A 12,841-nucleotide genomic window follows, 5' to 3' on the forward strand; every position below is an offset into this window, starting at 1 on the left:
ATTAAAAGTGAAGGTTAAGGCCTAATGACCATGTTTTCGGATCAGGATAGCCGTTTACAAAATCAGGATCAAGGCCATATTTATTGGCTCGCCATAGAATCCCCAGGTTGTTGGCGTAGGCAAATAATTGCAGATTATTAAGCCTTGCCGACCCGATGCGGAGCGTTTTCAAATCGTAGCTTAGGCGAATGTCCTGCAGCCTGATATTATCTCCCTTTTCCACCAGCACAGACGAGTAGGTGTAGAAATTATCACGGGTGAGGTTGTCCGGGTAAACCAGAGAGGGAACGTTGGTTGATTGTTCATCCCCAGTCTTCTGCCACCTTTTCAGGTAGTCTTTGTTCCCGATATAAAGTCCAAACAGGTTTTGGTAGTTCACAGAAGGCCGTCTGAAATAAAAGCCAAATTCATAAGCTATATTGATGGACAGTGTAAACGCTTTATAGGAGAAATCATTTCTGAGGCTACCGCTTAAAGTTGGGTTTGCGGGACCATTATAAACAAGATCATTGGTATTGGTAGAACTTGTAATACTTGCGTAATCTTTGCTGACGGCCCCGTTGAGATAGCCCATCGGGTCGCCGGTCTGTGGGTCAAGTCCCGCCCATTTGTAACTGTACACGCTGAATACAGGATGTCCTGCTACCGGCACAAAGAAAGAACTGATCGTGCCGTCAAGCGTTCCGTCACCGGACTGGACAATGGTGCTGACGGGCGTTACACCCGCATTATAGCGGGTGACTTTGTCCGAAGCCTTGCTGAAAAGAAACGTAGTGTTCCACTTAAACAGCCCGCTTAGGTTCCTGCTGTTCAGTTTCAGGTCAAAGCCGTGACCCTCCATATCCGCCACATTGCCCTTATAGCTGGAAAAACCACTTGTTGGATCAATGATCGCGTAGCCGACAATATCCGTTCCTTTCCGGTGGAAATATTCAATAGAGCCGGTTATACGCCTGTCAGCCAAACCGAAATCAAGACCGATGTTCAGCATACGGTCTTTTTCCCAACGCAGGTCCGGATTGGGAGGATTGGTAACATAGACATCCGGGGCATTAGTGATTTCGCTAACGCTGTAGCGCCCCGTATTAAAAGCAGTCAATGTACGGTCGATATTCCCATTGATACCATAAGTGGCACGCAGCCTCAGTTCCGGCAACCATTGTACCTGGTAGAAAGCTTCTTTATTAATGGCCCAACTCAGACCGGCTGACCATAAGGGTACGCCTTTCTGGTTGGTATTTACGCCAAAAAGATTACTCTGATCAAATCGGGCACTGCCAGAAACTGTGTATTTATCATTATAGGTGTACGATGCATTTACAAAGTAGGAACGCAGCTCATTCACCATTTCATCGAAACTATCCTTGTAAGGAATAGCCGCTGCTGGCGCAAGATTTTGATAAGCAGGGAAGACTGTTCCATAAGCAACCGGGCTGCTGCTGGCAGCTTCGCTGTTATAACCATATAGCCGGTACTGGCTCAGGTCCGTAATTTGTTGCTGGTATTCGAGACCCGCAATGGCGGACACAAAGTTCTTACTGCCAAATTCTTTATTGAAATTAAGCTGGCCACGAAATATACTGGCCGCATAATCATTAACCCCCTTGTCATATATGTCCCCGTATGGGATAGGTCGTGTTACCGTTCCGGCATTTACCTGGCTGTAAAGATTGACCAGGTTGCGCACATAATATCCGTCCTGGGATTGTATATTATCGTTCTCGGTAAATTGCTTATCGTATTGATAACGGACGTCGGCGGTCAACCAGTTCGTGAATTTATAGCTGATTGAAGGGTTGATCCTTATATCATTTACATGGGTAACATTATTTGCCAGATTTAATTCATCAAGTGGCCGGTAAGACCAGTCCAGCAGATTTGTCTGCGCCGAAACGTAGCTGTAAGGATGATCTTTGGAAACCGCCAATGAATTTCCATTGGGACCTGCAAAAGCCGCATAGGGATAGATCGCACTTCCGTTGGAAGTTATACCTGCATAACCGGGATTGTTATTGTCCAGCTTGTTTGTTGCATAATGTATGCCGATGGAAAGGTTAAGGTTTCTTACAGGCTCGTAGCTGGTATTTTCATTGAGGGTGACCCTGCTATAGTCATTTCGCACAAGGTTGCTTATGTCGTTATCATAGCCTGCGGAAAATAAATAAGTAGCCTTAGTGCTGCCACCGCTTAAAGTAAGCGACTCCTGCTGATCGAAGCGCCTACGGTAAAAATATCTATTAAAGTCATTGCGCACATCCTGGCCGCGAAAAGCATTAATCCGGGCATTAGCATCGGATTGACTAATAGTCCCGGCCCGCTCAGCCGCTAAAATGTCCACTACAGGTGTAAGCACATTGCGCCTGCTTTTACTGTTTAAAGTTGCGTTATAATAGCCTTTATTAAAGAGGTAGGTTTCGAGGTCAATAAAATCAAAAGCATCTAAAAAATTAGGGCTGTAAAATAAATTGGGTTTTTCGCCTATGGTCATGCTGCTATTGAGGCTGACTTGCAATGGCTGATTTATCTTCCCCTTTTTTGTGGTAACTACGATGACCCCGTTGGCGGCCCTTGCTCCCCAAATTGAAGCAGCGGCCGCGTCTTTTAGAATGCTGATGTCCGCAATGTCATTGGGGTTAATATTGTCCAGGTCCCCCTCGTATGGAAAGTTATCCACTACGATCAGCGGCTTTGTATTGGCAAAGATGGTACTGCGTCCGCGGATACTAATGGGCGATGCATTCGGGTCAAGGCCGGACAGGTTATGATTGAATACGAGGCCACTGGTCACACCCTCAAGGCGATCTATAAAATTGGTGCTGACCCTTCGATTGAGTAAAGCACTATCCACCTTTACAAAGGAACCTGTTGCCCGCTCCGCAGAAATGGTCTGGTAACCGGTGGATACGATCACTTCGCTTAGTTTCTGCTCTCCCTGCTTTAGTTCGATGATAAGGTCTCCTGAATTAGAAACAGGCTGTTCCGTTGCAACAAAGCCTATAAATGTAATGACAAGTAAAGCATTGGACTTAACATGACTCAATGAAAACGCGCCATTCGCATCAGTAACCGTAGTGAGCTGCGTCCCTTTAACCCTGACGCCGGCTCCCGGTAATGGACTGCCTTTGTCGTCAACGACATGCCCCTGTATTGAGATGATGGAATCCGCCGTCGGCACTAATGCACCCGTCCGGTTTTTTTTCGGGGTTACTATGATGGATTGCTCCTGTACAACGTAATCAAAAGGTTGATTGTAAAAGCATTTGCTCAGCACCGTTTCCAAACTTGCCTTTTCGACAATGACCGTCACGAGCTTCGCCCTGGCTATTATCTTTTTGCTGTATAAAACCCGGTAGCTGCTCTGCTGCTCGATATCTTCAAATACTTTTTCAATAGAAGTATTTCGAAGTGCCATGGTAAATGTTGGAGCCTGCGCCACAGCCCTGCTGCTGCAAAAAACACTGCAGCATAAAAGCCAAATGAAGAACAAACTGCCTTTGCAGGTTTGCCGAAAACGCTTCCTGTGATGTAAGGGTAAAAAATAGTGCATAGTGTTAGTTGGTTAAATTAGGGTTATCGTTAATGATTGGTTGGTTTGTATGGATGGACCGTTATCGTATTGCCCGTGATGGTAAACTCAGCAATACCGGTAAGGGCAATTTTATCCAGCAACTTACTGACGGCGACCTTATTGGAGATTTCGCCTGTAAAAGTGTTATCTGGTATATAGTCTGTCGCATATACTATACGGGCGTTGTACCAGCGGCCAATAATCTTCATCATTTCAGTAACCGGCTCATTATGAAAAGCGAATAAACCATTTTTCCATGCGGTGAATGCTTTCAGGTCAGCCTTCGATACATCGATACCGGAACCGGGCATATCGGCCTTTTGTCCCGGAATTAAGATGGAATTATTCTTTCCGTTAGTTACTTTGACGCTTCCTTTTACCAGCGCCACAGCAGGGAATTCATTATCATTATAGTTATTGACATCGAACTCTGTTCCTATATCTTCAACCTGCCTGCCCGCAACTTCAACAACGAAACGGCGTTTGGGATTATGAGCCACCGCGAAATATGCTTCGCCATTTAGTACCACTTTTCTTTCGGTACCGTCAAAATAGGTAGGATATTTCAGCGAGGAGCCTGCATTGAGCCAAACCTGCGTACCATCCTCCAGTATCATTTCAAATGTTTTCCCGGCTGGGGTGATCATGGTGTTATAAGTAGCGGCCGCGGAATGGTCTTTTACCTTATAGGACAGAACACCGTTGTGGGTTTGGATGCCGAGGTCTCCGGCGGATATAACTTTGTTTTGTTCTTTGGTCAATGCTACAGTTGTCCCGCCAGACAGTATCAATTGTGCCTGGTTAGTAGCGGGAGCTATATCGTTTTTATAAGGGTGATCGGCAGTCAATGTCCTTTTTTCATGTTGCTGCCTTATGTGAAATATGGCGAAACCTAGTCCTGAGATCAGCAGCAGTATTGCAGCATACCTGGCAAGCTGCCATATCCTTCTCCTGTATGAGGCCAATGGTACGATATGCGGAGTTAAACGTCCGGATACCCTTGAAAATGCCGCGTCCGTATCATAACGCCGCATTTGCTTTAACTGCTTTTCTCTTGCCTGCTCTCCGGTCAATTCCGAAAACAGTACCCGGTTTTCCTCAGAAGCATTTATCCAGCTTTTCAATTCCTCTGCTTCGAGATCATTGATACTGCCCTTAAAATCCTTGCTGATCAACATCGCGATCCGCAAGGATTCCTCTGTGTTATCTGCCATGGGTGCTCGGGTTATCTGTTAATAGGAGATAGTCCTGGGGCCGCTGCTCTTCGACAAGTTCAAGCCCATATTTTGCAAAGCCTTTTTTTAATACTTCAATATCGCGCAGGTCGCCCTCGATGTCCAGGTCGATGGGGTGGTCAAGATGGGTTTCATTAATGAAGATGTCCATTTGGTTGTAATGTTCCAATGCGTCCATGACCCTGGAGATAGGGCTATTCGTCATTTTAATCCAATAATTGCTCATTTCAAACTGAGGGTCGCCTTCAGACTTTTTCGCATTTCGGTTAATCAGCACATAGCATTTTGTTGGCTTGGAAATGACCGTTCCATAAAAGCCAAAGTACCGCTCCATATCCTGCCTCATGATCTCATAAATATGTGTTGCTTTGCTTTCTGGAACTATGAGCTCATAACAGAATAAATCTGTGGTATCCTTCCAGTCCGGATTAATCTTATATACTGTCGTATCTTTTATCTGATAGATCGTTCGTGAAGACGGGAATCCATATGGGCGTTCGGGGCTGCTATAGGCGATTCTGTAAAGTGCATCCACCGGGCAATTACACGCCATTACCCGCCTGCCCTTATAGCGGCTTTTTGACATAGGCGTGGAATAACGTGAAATCTGGCCCGAATAATACCCGGTAATGATGGAATGATATTGCAGGATATTTGCATTGCCGTTATTGCCGCTGAGCAGCGGGAGGTTATAGTCATAGGGTTGCTCTGCTACATTGGGCTTGGTTTCAATATTTATCTTGTCATTTTTTATGAATGAACTGATATTTTCGGTTGTTAACGCTTCGTGGTCTGTAACAGCGCAAATAACACCTTCCTTATTTATCCAGACATAATTGGGCACGGATTGTACGCCGAACGACTTAAACAGGTCTGTATTCTTTAGCTCACAGGGAAGATCAATTGGGCTGATTTTTTGCATACGCGAGAAAAAAGCCTCAGCCCTTTCCTCAGTTTCCTGGTTAACTAAAATGATCTGAAGTGAGTTGCCAAATTGCTTTTGTATTCGTACCATCTTTGGCAGCATGGCCACACATGGCTGGCACCAGGTAGCCCAAAAGTCTAGTATTACCGGCTTCCCTTTAAAATCCGAAAAGCTGGTCTCCGTACGCTTATAATTGATAAGGTGTTTGAAATTGATCGCCATCGCCTGTTTGCCGATGGTATAATACCCTGTATCGTTTTTTGCCCTTGATCGGGCCTGGGTAAAAAGGCCGATGCCCAATAATACAGCCAGTAAAAAATATTTTTTTGTTGCGTTCATACTTACCAATACGACACGCCATTTATTTAGTACCAAATGAACATTAAAAAATAAAGGCAGCGGATGCTGCCTGTTACCATTAACTACTTATTATAAATTGCCTCGCGCAATATCTTTTAGCCTCTACGGCTTAAATACATCAATTCCCTTTTTCAAAAACCTGCTGAAACTTGATACGTCGTAATCCGAGCCGCTTGGTGCTGTCAGCAGCTGCCCGGTGTCATCGAGTATAGTGTAGTACGGTTGGCTATTGGCGTTGAATTTTGATGCCTGAAGGTCTGACCATTTCTGCCCCAGCGTTTCAATATGCTTATGGCTAAACCTAGAAGTATATTGTTCCCCGGCAGACAAGGGTGTTTTATCATCTACATATAATTGCACCAACACAAATTTTTCATTCAGATAAGCGAATACCTGCTTATCCGGCCACACCGTTTCTTCCATTTTACGGCAATTGACGCAGGCGTGCCCTGTGAAATCAATTAATAATGGCTTCTGACATTTTTTAGCATATGCCAATCCTTCATCATATTCGAAGAATGCATCAAGTCCAAGCGGCGCCTTAAATAATTGTTCATACTTCTTTGGCGACCGGACGGTACCGCTTTTGACCCGTGATACTGAATTGATAGCTAAATTAAAATCCTGGCTGGATGGCGGTGGCAGGAACGCGGCAATTGATTTTAGTGGTGCACCCCACAAGCCCGGTATCATGTAAAGTGTAAAAGAAAAAACAACAATTGACAGAAGCAACCTCGGTACCGAAATTGTCTTTGTTTCTTCATCATATGCAAAGCGCAGTTTGCCCAATAGATAAAATCCCAATAATGCAGCGATTGTAATCCAAAGCACAAGGAATACCTCGCGGTCAAGCAAATTGTAATGATAGCTAAGATCAACATTTGACAGGAACTTTAGGGAAAGCGCTAATTCAAGAAACCCAAGGATGACCTTGAAGTTTACGAGCCATTTACCGGATCTCGGTAAAGCGTTCAGCGCGTTTGGCGCTAATGCGAAAATTGTAAAGGGCAGGGCCAATGCCAGCGAAAAGCCAAACATGCCGATTGCAGGCGCAAGGAGTCTGCCATTAGCCGCGGCCTGCACCAACAATGTTCCGACAATAGGGCCTGTACAGGAAAAAGAAACCAGGGCCAATGTTGCCGCCATGAAAAACAGACCGGCGATCCCTGCCTGGTCGCCCATGCGATCAACTCTGTTAACCCATTTCGAAGGTAAATTGATGTCAAATCCGCCGAACAGGGAAATGGCAAAAGCCAGTAAAATAATAAAGAACAGGAAATTGAAAATACCATTCGTTGAAAGGCTGTTCAGTGCATCAGCACCAAACAACACAGTGACGGCAAGACCAAGAAGCACATATATGACAATAATACTAAGGCCATAAAGCATTGCCTTGTTTACCGCTTTACTCCTGTTTGTCGTTGTTTTAGTGAAGTAACTGACGGTTAAGGGCAGCATAGGAAAGATACAGGGCATAAGCGTAGCGGCAAAGCCGCCAGCCATTCCCGAAAGGAAGATTGCAAATAGCGATAATGACATAATGATTAATTTATTAATTGGATACGCTTTTCTGAATATGATTTTTATTGAGTGGCTGGTACCCTATAAAATCAACGTAGGGTGAAATATAGTTTTCCCGCTCAGGTTCTTTTTTCACGAGATCTGTACTCAGATATTTTTTATTGCAATCAGGGAAAACAGTCACGACACAGGCTTCTTTCCCTAAAAGCTCCTTCATCTTTATCGCTCCGATGACATTCGCTCCTGATGATATGCCCACTGCCAGCCCTAACTGGGAGGCAAGTTTTTGGGCCATAAGAATCGCATCGCCGTCACTGACCTGTACTACCTGATCGAGGTACTTAAAATCAACGATCGGTGGGACAAACTCATCGGAAATTCCCTGTATCCTGTGACTGCCGGTTTTATAGCCGGTACTAAGCGTCGGGCTTTCTGCCGGCTCCAGCGCAAAAACCTGCGCATACCGGTTTTGCTTTTTCAAATAGCGTCCTATCCCCATAATTGTCCCACCGGTACCAACCCCGGCGATAAACGCGTCCGGCTGCATTTTATATCGTTGCAGTTGCTCCCAGATTTCAGGGCCGGTTGTTTTTTCATGAGCTTCCGTATTTAGTTCATTTTCAAATTGGCGGGGAAGAAAAATACCGGCCTGACTTTGGGCGATAAGTTCCGCCTTCCGAATGCTCCCAAGAAAACCTCCCTGTTCTTTGCTTACCAGCGTAATTTCGGCACCCAGACTTTTTACAATGTCAATCCGTTCCTGGCTTAGCCAATCGGGCATGATGATCTGCACTTTATGGCCTAAAGCTTTTCCAAGAGCGGCGAAAGAAATGCCTGTGTTGCCGCTTGTCGCCTCGATAATCTTATACCCCGGCAGTAATTCACCTTTCTTATAAGCGTGTTGCAGAATGAATAGGGCGATTCGGTCTTTTATGCTGCCCGTCAGATTATATTGTTCGCACTTTACAAAGATGAAGCTTGTTTTGCCGTTGTAGCGATAGCATAACTTGAGCATTGGCGTATGGCCGATCAAATGCCATAAATCAGCAAACCTGTCATCAAAGATCAGTGTATTACATGCAGCAGTAATTGGAAGCATTATTGGTTATCTAAATGGATATGTAACCAATACGACGTTCCAGGAATAAAGTACTAAGCCGCTTTTAGAATTTAATGTTTATAGAGCAAATCGAATAGCTGTAAATATGGGATCAGTAGCAGCAATTGGAATTTGTCATTAGGTAACCGTTGCTTTAACATAGCAAGACCGCGTCCCTTTTGATTTTTCACTGTTTGTACCGATAGATTTAATTCATCTGCAATTTCCTGATTGCTCTTTCCATCAAGATAGCTCATCGTAATTATCTTGCTGCACTGAGGTGACAGACTTTCAATAGCATGATAAACCTCAGAAATTATTTCTGCGCGAATAATCTCATTGAGGTAGGCATCCTCACTATAGCCGCGCTCTTCAGCAAAGAACGTATTACGCATGTCGGACCGTTCAGATACCTTCAAAAAGTCAAGGCAAGCATTTTTTGCAGAGCGGTACAGGTACGCTTTAAGATGTTGCTCCGTTTCAAACTGCAATTGCTTGTTCCACAATTTTACAAAGAGTTCCTCAATTACATCTTCAGCATCGTCGTGGCTACCAGTAATCCGTTCTGCAAAAAAGCAAAGGGATGGATAAAACTTTCTGAAGATAATTTCAAAGGAATTGGGATCAACCATATTCAAATATGGAGTCAAATCATTTGACGATGAACCCCCGGTACGCATATACGCTAAAAAATCACAGCTAAATTGGAAAATTAATTTATGTAAAATTAATATTTTGAAAATATAACTGTGAATATTCTTAGCATTAAGAATGAAATTCTGATTTTAAAATCTTGCGTTGAAGAAATTTTTTGCGAGCAGATTAAGAATAATCCACTTCAAAAACTAAAGTTCCCTTAGCAGCAAATCCTGTTGTATTTGAGAAATCACATTCAAGCCCGGTACCAATCGTCTTGACCAGTTTACCGGAGCCCGTTCCTTTCTTTGCCAGGGATATGCCGAGCCTGTTCTCAACAGCGAAGCCCGTGACCTGCGCAGTATATTGAATCCATCTTGGATCGGCGCTATTCAAAAATGCCTGCTGTCCATTGTCAAGTGTGAAATTATCATTCACCCAGCTCACTAAATTGGACCGTATAAGGTTTGCCTGTGTTAATAGATCAGCATTTGATAGTTGGTAAAGTTCAGCCTGTTTGGCGCTGACACCGGTGGAGTCGAAAGGTTGTTTTGGCATGGTTCATAAGTTTGATTTTCAATTATAATTAATTATAAATTAAATCCAAACCAATTTGCAGCAAATTCGTTTATTCAATCGTCATTTAAACCTTTAAGCGTGCCGTCAACATCCAGATATCATGATCTGTATTTCAGGATAATCCTTTCCGTCGTTGCCGCTCATTTTATTGTTGTATTTGGTGAGAAAGACAGTATTTTTCAACTGCTGCTTACCTGGGATTACTACCGCTCGGTTTTACTAAGCGCAGTAATTGCATTTATCCTTATCAGTATCGTCCACCTGATAACTGTTAGACTCGATATCCATTATGACTGGAATGCGCATACAGTAAAGAGAATAGCGCTGCAATTCCTATTGGGCGTCATGCTGCCCGGCGTCGTTGCATTTGTGCTCGCGACAATCTACTTCCGGATTTATGACATCGATATTTTTGTGACCCGTTACCTGCAATATGATTTCCCTGTGATCCTGGGAATGATCCTTTTTTTTAACGTCTATTATCTGACTTTCTATTATTACCTGCAGATGCGTAAGGCGCAGGAATTGTCTGTTACAGAAAAATACCGCATTAATCAGCTAACTGAATCAAAAAACACCGAAGTCATAGTTGCTTCCAGGGGAACAAAGAATATACCGATATCAGTATCCAATATCAGCTACATCTTCCATGAGGAGGATTACAATTTCATCCGGACATTTGAAAAAGAAGACTTTTTAATTGCTGCAAGTCTCGATGCCATACAGGAGCAATTATCACCCGGAAAATTTTTTCGCGCTAACCGCCAGATGTTGGTCAACATCGAGGCCTGCGAACACTTTGAAAATATCGAACATCAAAAAATACAGTTGCAATTGCGGCCTAAACACAATCAGCCGGTGATTATTAGCCAGAAACGTGCAAAAGAGTTCCGTGACTGGATTAAACGAAAATCAGTCTCTAATTAAGACATTTGTAAAATATAGTCTTTGATCTCATTGGTGACTAAACTGCTGAAAATCTCCCGTCCATTTTCTGCCAGGACGGTGCAGGTGAGCCATTCCCTTCCCATTTCAATGATGATAAATTCCTGCTCCTCTACAATATCATCGCTATTTTCAAGAAAGCCGATCCTTTGTTTGTAAACGACCTGGTAGGCATTCAGCTTATCGGAGAACCTGAACTTACCGTGCGCATTATCGAGTGAGAATCGCTGCCATCGGCGCATTTTGTCTGCTCTTGAAAAGAAAGTAGCCTGTTGTACTATTACGTCCGTAATACTCTCGCTTATTATATCTTCCTCCGGAATAAAAACCTCATTTATGTAGCTGCCTGTTTGCCATTGCTTATCGCATTTTTTAATGAAGAACATGATTGGTGTTTCGTTGGCTGCTTCCCCATCAGTAAGATAGACACGGTACCTCACCGCGATCTCTTCCTTTTGGGGGTCAATCGTGTAAATGAAACTGATTTGCCTTTTAAGCAGGCTAATGGATTGTAAGCCCGAATCTGCTGTATCATTCATGAGATAAAATTACCGGGTTACCACAAACTTTGAGGAGGGTATTTTACACGCCTCGCTCAAATTAATACTCAGCCTCACTTATAGGAATATGATTGGGGCGATTACTGAACCAAATTCCGTATACGGATATACTCTGTTTTCCATCCATTTTTCAGTCAAATTATACAGCGCCCGTCTTCAAGAACCGCCAATTCAGGCTTAAAAAAAATATCACCGTATACGGTCAGCGGTGTGAAAACAGCTTTTCAAATGAGGGCACCTTTGCTATGTAAGAATTGGTGAAAACATTAAAGGAAAACTGACATGATAAGCAAAATTACCTGGAGTGAATATTGGATTGCCGTAGTGCTGTGCCTGATTGCATACTACTTAATTGTACTGCTTAAATACTACGGGCCACAAGTTAAGGAATTCATTTTTAAGCAGGCTAACAATGGAAGCTCTTCATCACTGTATGATGACAGCGAAGCCGACATCAATGAGCTGGAAGATGTGGTACGGGACCTGCGATATGCCATATTCGAACGTGCCGCTATGCCCCTGGACAAGACAGTTATCCTAAAGCAATTGAAACAACGATTATCCGGTTACCAGGGGCTTAGAAAGCCCGCATTCCGCGTCGCCTTGAACAATCAAATTATACTGCAAGCGAAAGAGCTTAGCGGGCTGAGCATCAGTGCCGCGGAATTGAATAGTACCTGGGACATCGAAGAATATACCGGCAGGGACAGTGTGGTGGATGAGTGATAAGCCGGGTATTGCCCCCTTTCAACCTTGAGCGGTTGGCTGACAGATGAATGGAAGAAGGGAACGGAAGGTGGCAGCTTTCAGCCTCCCTGCCAATGGCAGGGAGGGCCTGAAAGAATTTAATGATCAAACAATATCGTGTCGTATGAAAAAGAAGAGAACAAATTGGAGCAACAAGCCAGAAGGCAGAGAATTATTAACAGGAAAAACAGTGTTGTTGACGTCTGTGCTGCTGTTTTATATCAGCATGCAGGCTATTGCACAGGACGGAAGTGCCGGTATCAACGCCGCTACCACTCAGGTGAAAAGCTACTTTAGCGCTGGCACCAGCCTGATGTATGCCATCGGCGCGATAGTAGGACTAGTCGGAGCGGTGAAAGTATATAACAAATGGAACCATGGAGAGCCGGATACAGGTAAAGTCGCAGCGGCATGGTTTGGCAGTTGCGTATTCCTCGTGATCGTGGCCACAGTACTGAAAAGTTTCTTTGGGGTTTAACTAAAGAAAGAAAGCATGAAAGTTACGTGCCTGATCATATTAGGTGGACTGCGAATGGTCTTTGCATTTCTGATCGTCTTGTTGGCCATCCTGTCGGTTCTTATCAGCTATCTGATCGTCTTGCCTATTTACCCATTCATAAAAACTAAACGAAAATGCTGGAACAAATAATTGCGGAAAGATTACGC

Annotated in this window: 11 protein-coding genes; 3 read left to right on the forward strand and 8 right to left on the reverse strand. The window is 43.9% G+C overall.

Annotation, left to right across the window (positions count from 1 at the left end; genetic code table 11):
- Position 1: 1 nt before the first annotated feature.
- The 7 genes from IRJ18_RS17320 to IRJ18_RS17350 form a co-directional block, all read right to left on the reverse strand.
- Positions 2 to 3,412 (reverse strand): SusC/RagA family TonB-linked outer membrane protein, encoded by a 3,411-nt coding sequence (locus IRJ18_RS17320; protein WP_194107557.1) that lies wholly within the window; start codon positions 3,410 to 3,412, stop codon positions 2 to 4.
- Between the two features lie 164 nt (positions 3,413 to 3,576).
- Positions 3,577 to 4,782 carry a FecR family protein gene (locus IRJ18_RS17325; RefSeq protein WP_194107558.1) on the reverse strand — a complete coding sequence of 402 codons (1,206 nt, stop codon included), beginning with the start codon at positions 4,780 to 4,782 and terminating at the stop codon, positions 3,577 to 3,579.
- Positions 4,772 to 6,067, reverse strand: a complete 1,296-nt coding sequence (locus tag IRJ18_RS17330; RefSeq protein WP_194107559.1) for a TlpA family protein disulfide reductase — start codon at positions 6,065 to 6,067, stop codon at positions 4,772 to 4,774. The genes IRJ18_RS17325 and IRJ18_RS17330 overlap by 11 nt, the downstream gene beginning before the upstream one ends.
- A 123-nt stretch (positions 6,068 to 6,190) precedes the next feature.
- Positions 6,191 to 7,627, reverse strand: a complete 1,437-nt coding sequence (locus IRJ18_RS17335; RefSeq protein ID WP_194107560.1) for a protein-disulfide reductase DsbD family protein — start codon at positions 7,625 to 7,627, stop codon at positions 6,191 to 6,193.
- Positions 7,628 to 7,640: 13 nt separating this feature from the next.
- Positions 7,641 to 8,708: a PLP-dependent cysteine synthase family protein gene (locus IRJ18_RS17340; protein WP_194107561.1), complete on the reverse strand. Its 1,068-nt coding sequence runs from the start codon at positions 8,706 to 8,708 to the stop codon at positions 7,641 to 7,643.
- A gap of 71 nt (positions 8,709 to 8,779) precedes the next feature.
- On the reverse strand, positions 8,780 to 9,340 hold the full coding sequence (locus tag IRJ18_RS17345) for an RNA polymerase sigma factor (RefSeq protein WP_147030504.1): 561 nt from the start codon (positions 9,338 to 9,340) through the stop codon (positions 8,780 to 8,782).
- Between the two features lie 190 nt (positions 9,341 to 9,530).
- Positions 9,531 to 9,902: a hypothetical protein gene (locus IRJ18_RS17350; RefSeq protein ID WP_194107562.1), complete on the reverse strand. Its 372-nt coding sequence runs from the start codon at positions 9,900 to 9,902 to the stop codon at positions 9,531 to 9,533.
- Positions 9,903 to 10,001: 99 nt separating this feature from the next.
- Here IRJ18_RS17350 and IRJ18_RS21240 point away from each other — a divergent pair, with 99 nt between their 5' ends.
- A complete protein-coding gene (locus IRJ18_RS21240) occupies positions 10,002 to 10,850 on the forward strand; it encodes a LytR/AlgR family response regulator transcription factor (protein ID WP_194107563.1) in 849 nt (282 codons plus the stop codon).
- Here the strand turns inward: IRJ18_RS21240 and IRJ18_RS17360 are convergent.
- Entirely contained in the window at positions 10,847 to 11,407 is a 561-nt protein-coding gene (locus IRJ18_RS17360; protein WP_194107564.1) for a hypothetical protein, read from the reverse strand. The two genes, IRJ18_RS21240 and IRJ18_RS17360, sit on opposite strands and share 4 nt — an antisense overlap.
- 303 nt (positions 11,408 to 11,710) lie before the next feature.
- Here IRJ18_RS17360 and IRJ18_RS17365 point away from each other — a divergent pair, with 303 nt between their 5' ends.
- Together IRJ18_RS17365 and IRJ18_RS17370 are read left to right on the forward strand one after the other, a co-directional pair.
- Entirely contained in the window at positions 11,711 to 12,154 is a 444-nt protein-coding gene (locus IRJ18_RS17365; protein WP_194107565.1) for a hypothetical protein, read from the forward strand.
- Positions 12,155 to 12,299: 145 nt separating this feature from the next.
- The gene (locus tag IRJ18_RS17370; RefSeq protein ID WP_228072925.1) at positions 12,300 to 12,653 is read left to right on the forward strand and encodes a DUF4134 domain-containing protein; all 354 of its coding nucleotides are present in this window, start codon (positions 12,300 to 12,302) and stop codon (positions 12,651 to 12,653) included.
- Positions 12,654 to 12,841 lie beyond the last annotated feature (188 nt).

This window comes from Mucilaginibacter boryungensis (assembly GCF_015221995.1).
Lineage (GTDB): Bacteria > Bacteroidota > Bacteroidia > Sphingobacteriales > Sphingobacteriaceae > Mucilaginibacter > Mucilaginibacter boryungensis.